Below are 15,121 nucleotides of genomic sequence, written 5' to 3'. Positions count from 1 at the left end.
ACAGCATGCGGAAAAGGGGTCCTCGGCCATGGGCGGCATCGACGACGCTGCTGTCGGCACTCTGCGGGAGAGTTTGAGAGGAGCGGTGATCACGCCGCCGGACGCGGGCTACGACGAGGCCCGCAGCATCTACAACGCGATGATCGACCGTCGGCCCGCCGTGTTCGCGCAGTGCGTGGACGCGGCAGACGTGCGGACGACGATCTCCTTCGCCAAGGACACCGGCGTCGAACTGGCGGTGCGCGGCGGCGGTCACAGCGGTCCGGGCCTGTGCCTGGTCGACGGGGGACTGGTGCTCGACCTGTCGCCGATGCGCTGGGTCAGGGTCGACCCGGAGGGGGGAACCGTCCAGGTCGGGGGCGGTAGCGTGCTCGGTGACGTGGATCATGCCACGCATGCCTTCGGACGGGCCGTGCCCGCCGGGATCCAGTCGACCACGGGTATCGGCGGCCTCACCCTCGGAGGCGGGCACGGCCACCTGACGCGCAAGTACGGTCTGACGATCGACAGTCTGCTGTCGGCCGACGTCGTGCTCGCCGACGGCAGGTGTGTCACCGCGTCGGCAGACAACCACCCCGACCTGTTCTGGGCGTTGCGGGGTGGCGGCGGCAACTTCGGAGTGGTGACGTCGTTCACCTTCATGCCGCGACCGGTCGACACGGTGGGGGTCGCGGTGACGGCGTGGCCGGTGGACCGCACCCCGGACGTGCTGCGCTGGTACCGGGAATTCCTGCCCGCCGCCCCGGAGGATCTCAACGGCTTCTTCGCGGTGCTGGTCGTACCGCCCGCCCCGCCCTTCCCCGAGCCGCTCCACGGGCAGAAGGTGTGCGCGGTGGTGTGGTGCTACACGGGTGACCTCGAAGCCGGCCGGATGGAACAGGTACTGGCAGTGGTCGACGAACCGGCGCCGCCCGCCTTCCACTTCACGAGCCCCATGCCGTACCCCGCGCTCCAGTCGATGTTCGACGCGCTGATCCCCAAGGGTCTGCAGTGGTACTGGCGCGGCGCCTTCTTCGACACGATCCCCGACGCCGCCGTCGACGTGCACCACAGGTTCGGGGAGAGCATCCCCACCGACCTGTCGACCATGCACCTGTATCCGGTGGACGGGGCGGCTCACCGGGTCGGCGCCGACGACACGGCATGGGCCTACCGCGACGCCGTCTGGTCCGCGGTGATCGGCGGGATCGACCCGGACCCCGCCCGGGCCGACGTGATCCGGCAGTGGTGCGTCGACTACTGGACCGCCCTGCACCCGCACTCCATGGGCGGCTCCTACGTCAACTTCATCGGCGCACAGGAGAGCGCCGACCGCGTCCGGACCACCTACCGGGGGCACTTCGACCGACTGGCCTCGGTCAAGCGCGCCTACGACCCGGACAATCTGTTCCACGCCAACCAGAACATCCCGCCCGCCGCGGCCTGAGAGCGACGCCCCTGGGGTGCTTCTTCCGGATCTTGGTTTGGGGTCGCAGGCTGGGCAGTACGGCACGCCGACGGCACCTGGGAGAAGGTCCTCACCGGCCTGCTCGCTCGGTCCGACGCCGCCGGTGCGAGGGAGAAGGGGCGCCGGACCGGGCTGAGCCCGAGGACCATGCCCTCGGACGCTCCCGCGGCGGCCTGAGTACGAAAGTCCACCTCGCCGGCGACAACCGTGCACGGCCCTTGGGGTCGTCCGGGTCCGCATCGCGGAACGCGGATGCCTGCCATGCCGGTCTCGAAGGCAGACCCGGCCCGATGCCGTCCTGGCTGACCGCGCGTATTCATCCCGCGCGATCCGCAATCACCTCCGACGACGCGGAATCCGCGCTGTCATCCCCCAGCCGTCCGACCAGGTCGGCCACCGGCTGCGGCGAGGCCGCGACGGAGACCGTCCACCGGTCTTCGACGCCGAGGCCTACAAGCAGCGCAACGCCGTCGAACGGTGCATCAACCACCTCAAACAATGGCGTGGCCTGGCCATGCGAACGGACAAGCTCGCCATCGCCCACCAGGCCGCACTCCACCTCGCCACCATCCTCATCTGGACAGCCGCGTGACCGCCGAAGCACCTTGCCCGCGAAGATGGCCGCATGAATGGCCTTGTGGAGTTCCTCATCGCACGCATCAACGACGACAACCACGCTTACGCCTACGTGGCCGGCACCCTGGGCGGCGAGGCCCTTCTCGACAGCCACCTCCCCATGCTCGACCTGATCGAGCAACTGGCGAACGACTACAAAGCCATGGATCCCTCCGACTCCCGCTCGGCCGGCCTGGCATACGCGCTGCGAGTCCTTGGCCAGTCATACACCGAACACCCCGCCTACCAGCAGGAATGGCGCCCATAGCCTTTCAAATAGCCTTTCAAGGAGACAGCCCCTAGCTCCCACCGCGCGTTCGGCATACCGCTGCGCGCGGGGCGTACATGATGACCGCCATCCCCGCGGGGCAGACCAGGGCGCCGATGACGTCGGAGCGGGCGGGTCGATAGCCGTCGGCCACCATGCCCCGGGCGATCGACCCGGCGACGAAGATCCCCGTCCAAGGCACGCTGCCTTTCGACGTCTTCACCGAGATCCCGCATCTCCTTGGCGGCCAACCCGCGATCAGCCGAGGGCGGGTTGGCCACCCATGGCGCTGAGGGTGGCGCCGTTGACGTAGCTGGCGTCGGGGGAGGCCATGAAGGCGATGGCCTCTGCGATCTCTTCGGGGTCGGCCAGGCGTTGGAGGGCGACGGCTTGTCCGGCTGATTCGAAGGCTTCGCCGTAGGCGGCGGTGCCCTCTGTGCGGGTAGGGCCGGCGGCGACGGCGTTGACGCGGACTCCGGCGGGCCCGTATTCGGCGGCCCAGACGCGGGTGAGGGATTCCAGGGCGGCTTTGGTGGCGCCGTAGATGCCACTGCCAAGACCGGGGGTGCCGGCGGCGCCGCTGCTGACATTGATGATGGAGCCGTGTCCGCGTTCGGTCATGCCGGGGGCGAGGGCCTGGACGAGGAGGTAGGGGGCGCGCAGGTTGATGGCGATGTGGGCGTCGAACGTGGCGGGGGTGGTGTCGGCGGTGCGGGCGAAGTGAAAGATGCCTGCGTTGTTGACCAGGATGTCGACTTGCCCGGCGCGTTCGGCCAGGTCTGTCACCTGTGCGGGGTCGGACAGATCAGCCGGCGCGAAGCGTGCTGAGGCGCCGAGGGCGGTGATGCGCTTCACGGTGTCGGCTGCGCGTTCCTTGTCGCGGCCGTGGACGAGGACGGCGGCGCCGCGGGCGGCCAGGGCCAGGGCGGTGGCCCGACCGATTCCGGCGGTGGCTCCGGTGACCAGGGCGGTCTGGTGCGCGAGGTCGTGCTGCATGGTCGTACTCGTTTCTGGGTGGCGTCGCGTGCTGGTGAGGGGTGGGTCACCGGGTGTGCTGGGCGGTCAGGGCGGTGTCGTGAATGGTGATGCCCAGAACCAGGGCGCGGCGCGGCCCGATCATGGAACCGACCTTCCCGGTCAGCAGGATCAGGCCGCCGAAGGCCAGCGCGTAGGCGGTGACGACCCAGGACAGGCCCGCGCTGGAAAAGCCCAGATCACGGCCGGTGTCGGGCAGCGCCACGTTAACGATCGAGGTGTTCATGACGAACATCAACTGCGTCAGCACCAAAATCACCACCGCCGGCGCGACCGGACCGCGGCGCACCTTCACCGCGGCGCCGGGCGGCGCTGCGGCCCGCCGCACCGGCGCCACCTCACTTCCGCTGTCGTTCCGCATCGCGTCTCTCCCTCCGCCCGGCAGCCCCGGTCGGAGCGCCTGCCACCACCGTCGGCCGGTCCGGCATCACACGCAAAGATCCTTGCTGTGGTGGCAAGGTGGAGGGATGGACGAAGAGACACAGTCGACGATGGCCGCAGTCGGCCCGCGCCTCAAAGGGCTGCGGACCCAGCGCAGCCTCTCTCTGACGGCCCTGGCGGAAGCCACCGGGATCTCCCTCAGCACGCTCTCGCGACTGGAATCAGGCCAGCGCCGCCCCACCCTCGAACTGCTCCTGCCCCTGGCCCGGGAGCTGCGCGTGGACATCGGCCAGCTCATCGGCGCACCCCAGACGGGCGACCCCCGGCTGCACCTCCAGCCCATCACTCGCCACGGCATGACCATGCTCCCGCTCACCCGACGGGCAGGCAGCCTGCAAGCCTACAAATTGATCATCTCGCCGAAGCTGCGCTCGCCCGAGCCCGAGCAGGCCAGCCACGAGGGCTACGAATGGATCTACGTCCTCGACGGCCGCCTGCGCCTGGTCCTGGGCGACAACGACCTCATCATGGGCCCCGGCGAAGCCGCCGAATTCGACACCCGCACCCCCCACTGGTTCGGCAACGCCGACGACCACCCCGTCGAAATCCTCAGCCTCCTCGGCCACCAAGGAGAACGCGCACACCTCCGCGCCCGGACCACACCAAGATGAACCCCCCTCCGCCCGCTGTTCCGTCGCGTCGAGAAAAGACGACGAGCATCGACGGGCAGCCGTACGACGGGCGTTGAACCTGCCCGTGCATCGCCGCCGACCGTCGGGCCGTAGACGAGTTCCCAGCACCACGACTGCCGGATATCTGGAACCTGCGCGCTTCCGACCGCTCTGTCCAAAAGGTAAGAAAACAGGAGCAAGGGCACGAATATGCCAAAGCCAAACTCATGTCTCTTGGCGCCCTGGGCCGGCTGCAACCCGGCCCAGTGGCTACGGACGCCCGGCATGCCGCGGGAGCTCGGAACCTGCGCCATCGCGGTACGCACCAGTTCTGCGGACAGCGAGCCTTTCCGACCTGACGGTGCTGGTCGCGTGTTGGACAGCTCTGCAGAACAGCGGGGCTCCTGGTGGACGGGTTCTCGACCAAGATCGCCCGCAGTCACCAGGAGCTTCGCGTGCTTGTCCACCCGTCGTCGATCGACCTGTCCAGTCACCTTGCGGTGCCTGGCCGGACACCTCGCCGTCCGGCGAGGGGAGGTCGGGACCCGGTGGCGGCGGCGCCCGCGGCCAGCGGCGATCACCTGATCGAGACTCCCGTTCGACGAACACTCCTCAAGCTCGGAACGACAACAGCCACTCGGACTTGTCACAGGCGCACGTTCGGCAGTCTTGCTGTCACCAGGCTGGACCCGAGCCCGCTCTCGCATACACAGCCGCGCAGACGCCAACCCTTCTGCACTGCTCCGCTTCGGTCGCCGATGAGTTCTGGTGTCCCGGACGGTCCAAGCCGGCACACCTGACGTAGGGAGAACCCAATGGGCGAGACGCGCTTGCATCCGATGACTCACATCGCACGTCGCATGTTCGAGCTCCTGGAGCCGATCTGCCTGGTCACGTTCCTCGCGGACGAGTGCAACGAAGAACTGGCCGCACTCGGCCACCGCACCTATTGGGACGGCTACTTCGCCAGCCGCGCCGCACCCCTGGGGCGGGTGCCGGCCCAAGTCGTGCACGCAGCCTTCTACAACTTCGCCGACGGGGAAGCCGCACGGCACATCCCCAGCGCCTGGGAGACGATCTCGCCCGAGGCCTCCGTCGCCGCGCGGGAGCGGGGCAGCGCGGCCTCCCTACGGCGCATCCTCGGCGAGGAGCTGGCCGGGTCCCCGGGTTTCGTGCGCGCCGCGGACCTGACCACCAAGGCCGCGACGAGCGCCCCTACCGAAGGCCGGGTGATGTACGCCGGCATGCGCACCCTTGAGGTCCCCAGCGACCCCGTCGCCCGGCTGTGGCATTCCGCGACCATGCTGCGCGAGCACCGCGGCGACGGGCACATCGCCGCTCTCGTCGGCGCGCGCATCGGCGGTACCGAGGCCCACGTGCTCTCCGCTCTGGAGCAGGGCATCCACCCCCCGGAGTCGTTCGGACGCATCCATCACCTGCCGAAAGAGCGCCTGGCCGCGGTCATGGGCGGCCTGCGCGAACGCGGACTCGTCGACATCGACGGCCACTTCACCGACGCGGGCCGCGCGACCAAACAACGCATCGAGACCCTCACTGACGAACTCGCCATCCCGCCCTACGACGCCTTGTCCCCAGCCGAACTCGACGAACTGATCACCGACCTCGAACCCATCACCGCGACCCTGGTGGCCACGGGCTCGCAGTGACACACGGACATTGCCACAGATCTCGGGCCTTGTCAGCGGTCATGCATTTCCCCGGTCTCGGCCGCCTGAGCGTCACGTGATTCCCCACCTTCGCGGTCACGATTCCCCATGGGGACGGCGGACGCAGGCGGTGTTGGTGACGCGTCGACGCCAGTCCAACTTTCCCTGTTCTGGGAGGTTTGCGTATCGAGTGTCGATCTCTTCGGGTTCCTCCGGCATCCCCCTGGGCATGCCGGAGCCGGGCTGAGGGTCCTGACCCTCTCGGAGTCGTAGACGTCCCTCGACCTGCGGGCCGAGAGGCCAACGGGCGCACCGAATGGCAAGGAGAACCTTCACCGTGGTCGACATCAAGATCTACGTCCACCGGCACGCGGGGCGCGCGAAGAGCCGGCTGGCCGCCTCGCTCGGGGTGGATCGCAAGACGATCAGGAAGTACCTGGCCCCGGCGGAGGCGGCCGGGATGAGCCCGGGCGGGCCGCCGATGAGCGAGGCGGACTGGGTCAAGCTGATCAAGAGCTGGTTCCCGGAGCTCGCCGGCAGACGGCTGAACCAGATCACCTGGGGCGAGATCGAACAGCGCCGCGACTACGTCAAAGACCTGCGGGCGACCACCGCCGTCACCACGATCCACCAACGCCTGCGGGACGAGCGGAAGTTGCGGGCGTCGCTGGCGTCCTTCCGCCGCTGGGTGCACGAGAGCCTGCCGGAGATGACGGCCAGGCCGAAGGTCACCGTGCTGCGGGGCGACGTCTAGCCGGGCTCGGAGGCCCAGATCGACCAGGTTTCCTGGGGCAGTGGATCAACCCTGGCACCGGCAAGAGGCACCGGATCCGGGCGTTCGTGATGGTGTTGCCCTGCTCGCGGCACATGCTCGTCCGCGCCCCGTCGTCCACATGGACCAGCACGCCTGGACCGAAGCCCACGTCGAAGCCTTCCGCTACTTCGGCGGCATCCCGCGCCGACCGGTGCCGGACAACCTGCGCACGGGCGTCGACCGGCCCGACCTCTACGACCCGAAGATCAACAGGGCTCAAGGCCATTTGCCAGACACGGCCCAGCGAGGAGCGGCACGGACCGAGGGGCCCGGTCGGAGGGCAGCCCGGGCCCCTCGGCAGCGGCATGTGGGGGTCTGCGCGAGGCGTTCTTTGTCGCGCCGATTCGGAGCCGCTTGCTCCCCGCGAACGAATCTCTTAGTATCTAAGATGTTTAGTTGCTAAGTTACTTCCGAACCGGAGGAGCAGCCATGAGCAGCCTCCATGGCCACGTTGATCTCGGTCACACGGTTGCCGGGTGGACCGGCACGGCCATCGCGCTGATCGGCTTCACGGCCATGGGCCTCGCCGTCGTCCTCGCCTCCCCTGCGGTGGCCGTATGCGGGGGCCTCGTGATGGTGCTGTCCATCCTCGTGACGTGGATGTTGCACGTGGCCGGCTGGGGCAAGCCCACCGGACCGCGACCCGCGAGTGAGTGGTCCTGGCGAGTCCGCGACCTCGGTGCCCGTCAGGGCCACCCCCACTGTCTCGGATGCCGTCTTGCCGGCCGCACCGGCGCCCCGGCCGCCGCGATCATTCCGGCCGCCCGGCCGGCCCCGCAGCCGAACGCGGAGCCGAGCAGCCGCTGATCGATATGAGCGTGGGCCACGGCGGCCGGTCACCTCGTCGTCCGGTAGCCGTTGCTCATTCGCCGACGACGGGTTGCGGGCATTGCCGTGCGGGGGCGCGGCCCTGCCGACCGCCCGGGTCTCCCACACGTGACACGCCAAGACGCCGGGCCGACGATCACCGGTCTTGCTGCCGCAGTTCCTCTCGATAGGTAGCGGCGAGTCCCGCGGCCTTTGCGAACCACTGTGCCAGAAAGGCGGTTTCGGCGGGCGAGCAGCCGGCGAGGAGTTCGTGCAGACGGAGGTAGTAGGGCTCGTAAAGGGCGTGAACCCGGGCGACGGCATCAGGTTCCGCGGCCACGCGGACGCGTCGGCGGTCGAGGGGGTCCGGACGTCGTGTGATGTAACCCGCCCTTTCCAGGCGGTTCAGGATGCCGGTGACCGCGCCCGAGGTCACGTGGACCCGGGAGGCGAGGTCTCCGGCGCTCAGGAGGTCGTCACCCGCCTGGATGACGTAACCGAAGCACGTCAAGTCGGTGACGTTCAGGCCGAGACGCTGTGCCATCTCCTGCTGCCCGACCATGTGCGTCGCCATGAGGTCGTCCATCGCCGACAGCGCCTGCGCGGGGGTGGCCGGCGGGTAGGGGGGTGTAGCTGTCATCGCGGCCCGAGACTTCCTCTCTTCGGTCACTCGTCGATAGCGTCGTCTGCGGCTTCCCTCACCCTATAAGCGGCCACCGATGCGCCACGTGCCCCCGTGCCGACCCCACGGCTTCCGGGGAGGACCGTCGGACGGAGCGACGGTGAGCATGTGGCGAGCGGCCGGCGGTGGCTGTCCGCGACGAGCGGGTGCCGCGGGTCTGTACGAGTGCGGGCCTGTCTTCGCGGAGCGGATGCAGTGGCTCTGCCTGTCGGTTCCCGGGCAACCCGCCGCCCTACGCCGGCTGCACCCTCACGCCGTCGTCCCGGACTCCGGGCGCCACCGGGTCGGCTCCCGGTCACCGGCGCGCTCGAGCCGGTAGCGGCCCGGAGCAACACCGTGGAGACGTTTGAAGGCATTGGCGAAGGCGTACCGCGAGCCGTAGCCGACGCTGCGCGCGACGGACTCCAGTGACCTGTCACCCTCCTTGAGCAGACGGGCGGCGACACTCAGCCGCCACCAGGTCGGACAGGCCAGCGGTGGCTGCCCCACCAGGCGTGCGAACCGGCGCGCGAAGGCCGCCCGCGACAGGTCGGCCTGCCTGCCGAGCTCCTCCACCGTCCACGCGCGCGCCGGGTCCTCGTGCACGGCACCGGAGCGGCACCGACGGCGGGGCCGGCCAGCGCCGCGGACCAGCCCGTGGCACCACGGCCCCGGTCCTCGTCCAGCCAGGCCCGCAGAATGTAGACCAGCAGCAGGTCCAGCAGCGTGGACAGAGCGCAGACGGACCTCTGCCGCCGGTCGCTCAGCTCCCTGCCGAGCAGGGACACGGCACCGTGCAGTGCCGAGCGGCGCCCCGGCCGTGCGCGCAGGTGGATGACGTCCGGGAGAGCGGCCAGAAGAGGGTGCGACCGCGCCCGGTCGAGCCGGTAGGCCCCGCACAGCAGGGACGTGGCACCACCGCCCTGCGCGCCGGGAGACCCGAGGTTCCGCAACGGACAGTGCCTCACCACATACGCGATCGTCTCGCCTGCCGGAACCAACGAGCCACCGGCAGAACGAGCCTTGGCTCACACCCTGGTCGTCCCCACCGCGCGGATCTGCTGCTCCGCGGTCGCCAGGATCGTCTCCCGGACGTCTCGCGGTTTCCAGCCCAGCACCGTGCGGGCCTTGTCGTTGCTGATGACGGGGATCCGGCCGCACAGGGCGGCGGCCGCCCGAAGGGCGGGATCGGTCCGCGCCGCCTCGCGGACCTGCTCGATGGTCATTTCCGTGGCGGGCAGGAGTGCGGCCGCGGCGGGGTATCGCTCCCGCAGGATCCCCGCCATGCCGAAGAGGCTGATCGAGGGGCCCGCGACAGCGATGAACCGTTCGCCCGCCGCCCTGGGATCGCGCATGGCACGCAGATGGAGGTCGACGACGTCCCGTACGTCGACGACACCGAAGTACATGACAGGAACGACCGGCATCCGGCCGGCGAACATCGCCCGCACCAGCCCGAGGGAGGCGGAAGGCCGCTCGCCGAGTTGGGGACCGAAGATGCCGGTGGGGTTGACGACGGTCAGCTCGATGCCGCCGTGGGCGTGCGCGTACTCCCAGGCGGCCCGCTCGGCCAGCACCTTGGACCGGTGGTAGGCGGGCAGCCCTTCGGTGTCCGGGTCCGTCCAGTCCGCCTCGGAGTAGTGATCACCGGGCTTCACGGTGTACCCCACGGCGGCATAGGACGAGGTCATCACCACTCGTGGGACACCGGCACGCCGGGCCGCGGCCAGGACGCGCAGTGTCCCGTCGCGGGCCGGGCGGACGAGTTCGTCCTCGGTCTCGGGAGGGGTGGGCGGGAAGGGGGAAGCGTGGTGCAGTACATGGTCGACGCCGGTCATGGCCTGCGCCCAGCCGTCATCGGCGTCGAGGCTCGCGAGGGCGAACTCCAGCCGGCCGTCCGGGGCGACGCCGGCCTGCCGGAGCGCGGCGCGCACTTCGGCCTCCTGCCCTGTTCGCCGCACCGTCAGCCGGACCCGGTGGCCCTCGCGCAGCAACCGGGCCACCGAGTGAGCGCCGACGAAACCGGTGCCTCCCGTGACAAGCACGCGTTCGCCCTCCGGCGTCGAGGCCGCGGGGCCATGGTGTGTGTTCACGTCGTTCTGTCCTTCCGCGTGATGCGGTCCATGACGCGTGTGACGTCCTGGACCACGCGCTGCTCGGTGTCCGTGTCGCCGCGCTCCCGGGCGTCCCACAGCTCGGCCTTGAGCCGCAAGTAGGTCAGACGCAGCCGGAGCCGTCCGATCTCGTCGGCGAGCCCGTCCGCGTGCGAGGCGAACAGGTCGCGCAGCTCCGCCGCCGCGGCGTCGCCCTCGGCGAGCAGGTCCACGTAGCGGCGCATGCCGCTGACGCTCACGCCCGCCGACCGCAGACAGGCGAGTGCCTCGACCCGGTCCGCGGTCGTCGGCCCGTAGCGGCGGTGGCCACTGGACTCGTCCCGTGCGACCGGTCCCAGCAGACCGGCCTTCTCGTAGTAGCGCAGTGTGGGCTCGGTGAAGCCCGACCGCCGTGCCATCTCCTGGATGGTCAGCTCCGCGGATCGCCGCCCGGTCGCTCCTGTCATGTCGCTCAGCCTCCGACCTGTCATGTCGCTCAGCCTCCGATACTTCAAGCGCTTGAAGTCAAGCGTGGCATCCGCGCTGGTCACACATCGGTCGTCCGCACTGTCTTCCTGAACTCGAGGATCGAACGTCGACAGGAGACACACGGAGGTCCTGAACCGTGTCCGACGAGGACGCCACACACCCACTCGGCCGAGGTCACCGAGGAACGCCGGGCCGGACGCACGCCCGGCTGTCGGCAGGAGGACGAGACAGCCGGCCGGAGGGGGCGCAGGCGGACATCGAGGCCGCGCCGTGGACGCCCCCGAGGGCGGGCCCTTACGGGCTTGGGTTCGCGGTGGTCGTGCGGTCGAAGCGCCCCGGCCACCCGGCCATGAGTGTCCGGCACGGCAGGACGCCGTCCCACCTGCTGCGGCGCCGCCCGCCTCCTGCGCCGCAGCCGGCCGGGGACTGCTCGCCCCGGGGCCCCTCCCTCAGGATGCACGGCTCGTCAGCTGTTCGCGGACGTCCAGCGCCGCCCAGACCTCGCGGCCTCGGACACGGCGGCCATCAGGCCGGAATTGTGCCGCGCGTGGGCGAAGTCGGGTGCGGACCGGCCGCCCGTCCGCAGGTCGCGAACCAGACATGCGTAGAGTTCGGCGACGTTCAGCGCCGGGCTTGCGGCGGTTGCCGGCGCCGCGGGCCTGTCGGGAGCGGCGAAGGGGACGCTGGAGGCCAGGCTGAGGTCCCCGCCCTGCACTCCGTAGAGGGTGCCGCCGGTGAGCGTGAGCCATCCGTCGGTGCCGCGCAGTTCGAACCGGAAGTCCGCATCCTCGGGCGGCACACCGCCGACGACGTCGGCGGTCACGATCGCTCCTGTAGCGGTCCGAGCCAGGACGTCGACATGGTCGGGTACTTCCCGCCGTGTCCTTCCGCCTGTGTCGAGGAGTCGGGGGTGCGGCCACAGGGTCTCGGTGCGGGCGTCCACCTCGGTGATCTCGCCGAGCAGTGCCTCGACGAGGTCGAGGGTGTGACCCGCGGTGAGCGTCAGCAGGGAGGCGCCGGACTCCTCTTTCTCGAAGTACTCGTACGCTGAGATGCTCGCCGCTCCGAAGGCGGACGAGGTCGACACGACCCGCGCGTTGAGCGGTCGTCCGACACCGCCCTCGGCGATGATCCGGGCTGCGCGCCGCACCGCCGGGTTGAGGCGGCCCTGCAGACCGATGACGCTGTGCCCTGACTGGGCCGAAGCCGCGAGCATCCGCGTCTCGGCGGGGGAACTTCCCAGCGGCGCTTCGCAGTAGACGGCTTTGCCGGTTTCGAGTGCTGCGAGCACGAGCTCGCGGTGATCGGGGACCTTGACCGCCACGGTGACGATGTCGACCGCGGAGTCCTGGATCATGGCGAGCGGGTCGGTGTGCCAGGTCCGGGCCCCGAAGGCAGCCGCTGCCTCGCGTGCGCTCTCCTCCCGCCGGGTGACGACCGCTTCCAGCGTGATGCCGTCGAGTGCCTGGATCGCCGGGACGTGGGAAACCTGCGCCCAGCCCGTCCGGGCGCTCGCCCCGATGATTCCTACGCGCAACGGTGTGGGGGACATGGGGATCTCCTGGTGGTGTTGACTTAGACGTCATCTCATTTGGTTCGGTAGGTTATCGGGCGTGGTTTCGATCGTTGAGCGGCTGGTGCCGGATGAGTTGTGGGAGCTGTTCCAGCGGGTGGTTCCGGAGGCTCCGTCCCGGCCTCAGGGCGGCGGTCGGCGGCGGCATGGTGACCGGGAGGTTCTGGCTGCGATCGTGTTCGTGGCCACGTCGGGCTGCACGTGGCAGCAGTTGCCGTCCGCGTCGTTCGGCCCGTCGGGGGCGACCGCTCACCGGCGTTTTGCCGAGTGGTCGAAGGCCAGGGTGTGGGCCAGACTCCATCGCCTGGTACTTGACGAGCTCGGCTCCCGCGGCGAGTTGGACTGGTCTCGATGCGCGATCGACTCGGTGAACATGCGTGCCCTGAAAAGGGGGATCTGACAGGTCCGAATCCTGTAGACCGGGGCAAATACGGGTCGAAGATCCATCTGGTCACCGAGCGGACCGGTCTGCCCCTGTCCGTCGGGATCTCGGGGGCGAACCTCCACGACAGCCAGGCGCTGATCCCGCTGGTGAAGGGCATACCGCCGATCCGCTCTCGTCGGGGACGCCGGCGGCGCAGGCCGGCAAAGCTCCACGCCGACAAGGGATACGACTACGACTACCTGCGGCGATGGTTACGCGGGCGCGGCATCCGGCACCGCATCGCCCGCAAGGGCACCGAGTCCTCGACCCGCCTGGGCCTGCACCGCTGGACCGTAGAACGCACGATGTCCTGGCTCGCCGGATGCCGCCGACTGCACCGCCGCTACGAGCGCAAAGCGGAGCACTTCCTGGCTTTCACCAGCATCGCCTGCACCCTCATCTGCTACCGCAGACTCACCAAATGAGATGACGTCTTAGGGTCTTTCGTTTGGATCAGGCCGGCTGGGAGGCGCGGTGCGCCTTCGACCGACCCGAGCGGGGTCCGGTGCGTGCGGCTGCGAGGCGGAGGAGGGCGCCAGGGCGGAGCCCCGGCAACCGACGACAACGCCGCACAGGCGCGTACCGGACCCCGCGACGCCGGAATGATCCGAATGAGAGGCCCTAGTAGTGCTTCGTTACGTGGAGTGATCTCGGCTGATCGTGGGCAGCTTCCTGGAGTGAGGTTGGGGGAGGTGGAACGGCTCCGGGGCGAGTTGGCGGAGTTCGTTGCCGATGTGTTCGGGTCGTTTCCGCGGCGGGATCAGCGGCGGTGGGGCGAGTGCTATCTGCGAGGCTTGATGCTCGACGGCCGGCGCAAGTCCATCCAGCCGATGGCCGAGCGTCTGCCGGACGGGAACATGCAGGCCCTGCAGCAGTTCGTGAACCAGTCGCCGTGGGATCCGTTACCGGTCAGGCGGCGGATCGCCGAGTGGTTGTGCGAGGCCATCCGCCCTGAGGTGTGGGTGATCGACGACGTGTCGTTCCCCAAGTGCGGCAAGGCGTCGGTCGGGGTGGCCCGCCAGTACTGCGGAGCGGTCGGCAAGCGGGCGAACTGCCAGGTCGCGGTCAGTGTCCATGCCGCCACCGACACCGCCTCGTGCCCGTTGGAGTGGCAGTTGTATCTGCCGCGTGAGTGGACGGACGAGCCGGACCGGTGCCGCAGGGCAGGAGTCCCCGACGAGGTGGTGCACCGGGAGAAGTGGCGCCTGGCGCTCGGCCTGCTGGACACGCTCGCCCAGTGGCGGCTGAAGGCTCCGGTCGTGGTCGCCGACGCCGGCTACGGCGTCAGCACCCTGTTCCGGCTCGGCCTCCAGACGCGAGGGCTGTCCTATGTCCTGGCCCTGAACGGGAAGGAAGTCGCCCACCCCGAGGATGCCGAGCCGCACCAGCCTGCTTATGGCGGGCTCGGACCACCCACCCTTCCCCGCTACCGCACCCCACCACAAGCCGTCTGCGTCCTCGCCGCACAGGCGGGTGCGGAGCGGTTCACCGAGGTGACCTGGAGGCAGGGCAGCAAAGACGCGATGACCTCACGGTTCGCGGTCCTGACAGTACGGCCCGCGGGCAAGCAGTCCCTGGCCGCGGCTCAGGAGGCCGGCGGCGGCCGCAACCGGTGGGACGGCGTCCTGCCCGTCCAGACGCTCCTCATCGAATGGCCGGACGGCCAGGACACCCCGACGGACTACTGGATATCGAACCTGCCCGCCACCACACCCGTCACCGACCTGGTGCGGTGGGCCAAGATGCGCTGGCGGATCGAGCACGACTACCGCGAGCTCAAGCACGGCCTCGGACTGGACCACTTCGAGGGCCGCACCTGGCGCGGCTGGCACCACCACGTCACCCTCGTCACCGCCGCCCAGGCCTTCCTCACCCTCCGGCGGCACGACCCAAAAGTCCGCACACCGGCCTGACCCTCTACCAAGTCCTCGACGTTCTTCAGGACCTGCTGAGGTGCTGGACCGGTACCTGCACCACCTGCGGACGACCCCTGCCCAGCCCACGAACCCGCCGCAGACAGCCCAGAACTTAACGAAGCACTACTAGGCACTCGGCGGGGGTGCCGGCGGTCGGCTGTGGCGAGCGCGTGCCGCCGCCACATTGGTATCGCGGTGGCGTCGGTGACCGGCGCCGAGTTCGAAGTGCTCATGTCGGCGACGCTATGTTCGCCGTCCGT

15 protein-coding genes and 3 pseudogenes are annotated in these 15,121 nt (G+C 69.7%); 9 read left to right on the top strand and 9 right to left on the bottom strand.

What is annotated here, in order from left to right:
• The first annotated feature begins 28 nt into the window (after positions 1-28).
• The 3 genes and pseudogenes from QFZ64_RS01345 (at position 29) to QFZ64_RS01335 (ending at position 2,330) form a co-directional block, all read left to right on the top strand.
• Positions 29-1,426 carry an FAD-binding oxidoreductase gene (locus tag QFZ64_RS01345; protein WP_307061392.1) on the top strand — a complete coding sequence of 466 codons (1,398 nt, stop codon included), beginning with the start codon at positions 29-31 and terminating at the stop codon, positions 1,424-1,426.
• A gap of 51 nt (positions 1,427-1,477) precedes the next feature.
• Positions 1,478-2,039, top strand: a pseudogene (locus QFZ64_RS01340) (IS5 family transposase); the annotation flags it as partial.
• Between the two features lie 33 nt (positions 2,040-2,072).
• A complete protein-coding gene (locus QFZ64_RS01335; RefSeq protein WP_307061271.1) occupies positions 2,073-2,330 on the top strand; it encodes a DUF6221 family protein in 258 nt (85 codons plus the stop codon).
• A gap of 31 nt (positions 2,331-2,361) precedes the next feature.
• Here the strand turns inward: QFZ64_RS01335 and QFZ64_RS01330 are convergent.
• The 3 genes and pseudogenes from QFZ64_RS01330 to QFZ64_RS01320 all read right to left on the bottom strand — a co-directional run.
• Positions 2,362-2,520: pseudogene (locus QFZ64_RS01330) on the bottom strand (hypothetical protein); the annotation flags it as partial.
• Between the two features lie 68 nt (positions 2,521-2,588).
• Positions 2,589-3,326 carry an SDR family NAD(P)-dependent oxidoreductase gene (locus QFZ64_RS01325; protein ID WP_307061390.1) on the bottom strand — a complete coding sequence of 246 codons (738 nt, stop codon included), beginning with the start codon at positions 3,324-3,326 and terminating at the stop codon, positions 2,589-2,591.
• Between the two features lie 46 nt (positions 3,327-3,372).
• Positions 3,373-3,726 (bottom strand): MFS transporter, encoded by a 354-nt coding sequence (locus tag QFZ64_RS01320; RefSeq protein WP_307061387.1) that lies wholly within the window; start codon positions 3,724-3,726, stop codon positions 3,373-3,375.
• Between the two features lie 106 nt (positions 3,727-3,832).
• Between QFZ64_RS01320 and QFZ64_RS01315 the strand changes: the two genes are divergently transcribed.
• From QFZ64_RS01315 to QFZ64_RS01300, 4 genes are all read left to right on the top strand, one after another.
• Positions 3,833-4,417, top strand: a complete 585-nt coding sequence (locus QFZ64_RS01315; RefSeq protein WP_307061385.1) for a helix-turn-helix domain-containing protein — start codon at positions 3,833-3,835, stop codon at positions 4,415-4,417.
• A gap of 860 nt (positions 4,418-5,277) precedes the next feature.
• Positions 5,278-6,084: a MarR family transcriptional regulator gene (locus QFZ64_RS01310; protein WP_307061383.1), complete on the top strand. Its 807-nt coding sequence runs from the start codon at positions 5,278-5,280 to the stop codon at positions 6,082-6,084.
• 337 nt (positions 6,085-6,421) lie between these two features.
• Positions 6,422-6,838, top strand: a complete 417-nt coding sequence (locus QFZ64_RS01305; protein ID WP_307061381.1) for a hypothetical protein — start codon at positions 6,422-6,424, stop codon at positions 6,836-6,838.
• Positions 6,839-7,327: 489 nt separating this feature from the next.
• Positions 7,328-7,705, top strand: coding sequence for an HGxxPAAW family protein (locus QFZ64_RS01300; protein ID WP_307061380.1), 378 nt, complete (start codon positions 7,328-7,330; stop codon positions 7,703-7,705).
• A 157-nt stretch (positions 7,706-7,862) separates the two neighbouring features.
• Here QFZ64_RS01300 and QFZ64_RS01295 read toward each other — a convergent pair whose 3' ends face one another.
• The 6 genes and pseudogenes from QFZ64_RS01295 to QFZ64_RS01275 form a co-directional block, all read right to left on the bottom strand.
• Positions 7,863-8,345, bottom strand: a complete 483-nt coding sequence (locus QFZ64_RS01295; RefSeq protein WP_307061378.1) for a MarR family transcriptional regulator — start codon at positions 8,343-8,345, stop codon at positions 7,863-7,865.
• A 291-nt stretch (positions 8,346-8,636) separates the two neighbouring features.
• Positions 8,637-8,972 (bottom strand): helix-turn-helix transcriptional regulator, encoded by a 336-nt coding sequence (locus QFZ64_RS01290; protein ID WP_307061376.1) that lies wholly within the window; start codon positions 8,970-8,972, stop codon positions 8,637-8,639.
• A 134-nt stretch (positions 8,973-9,106) separates the two neighbouring features.
• Positions 9,107-9,334 (bottom strand): annotated as a pseudogene (locus QFZ64_RS35240) (cupin domain-containing protein); the annotation flags it as partial.
• 60 nt (positions 9,335-9,394) lie between these two features.
• Positions 9,395-10,459, bottom strand: coding sequence for an NAD-dependent epimerase/dehydratase family protein (locus QFZ64_RS01285; protein WP_307061374.1), 1,065 nt, complete (start codon positions 10,457-10,459; stop codon positions 9,395-9,397).
• Positions 10,456-10,926 carry a MerR family transcriptional regulator gene (locus QFZ64_RS01280; RefSeq protein ID WP_307061372.1) on the bottom strand — a complete coding sequence of 157 codons (471 nt, stop codon included), beginning with the start codon at positions 10,924-10,926 and terminating at the stop codon, positions 10,456-10,458. Before QFZ64_RS01280 ends, QFZ64_RS01285 begins: the two co-directional genes overlap by 4 nt.
• A gap of 488 nt (positions 10,927-11,414) precedes the next feature.
• Positions 11,415-12,500, bottom strand: coding sequence for a Gfo/Idh/MocA family protein (locus tag QFZ64_RS01275; RefSeq protein WP_307061370.1), 1,086 nt, complete (start codon positions 12,498-12,500; stop codon positions 11,415-11,417).
• A 70-nt stretch (positions 12,501-12,570) separates the two neighbouring features.
• Between QFZ64_RS01275 and QFZ64_RS01270 the strand changes: the two genes are divergently transcribed.
• Together QFZ64_RS01270 and QFZ64_RS01265 are read left to right on the top strand one after the other, a co-directional pair.
• Positions 12,571-13,370 (top strand): IS5 family transposase gene (locus QFZ64_RS01270; RefSeq protein ID WP_307061741.1). Its coding sequence is split into 2 segments (ribosomal slippage): positions 12,571-12,906 and positions 12,909-13,370, totalling 798 coding nucleotides; the frame shifts between segments, so codons are not numbered across the junction.
• Positions 13,371-13,589: 219 nt separating this feature from the next.
• Entirely contained in the window at positions 13,590-14,858 is a 1,269-nt protein-coding gene (locus QFZ64_RS01265; protein WP_373430524.1) for an IS701 family transposase, read from the top strand.
• Positions 14,859-15,121: the final 263 nt, after the last annotated feature.

This window comes from Streptomyces sp. B3I8, from assembly GCF_030816915.1.
Classification (GTDB): domain Bacteria; phylum Actinomycetota; class Actinomycetes; order Streptomycetales; family Streptomycetaceae; genus Streptomyces.
The sequence above is the reverse complement of the archived record's forward strand: the minus strand, read 5'-3'. Positions and strand labels throughout refer to the sequence as shown.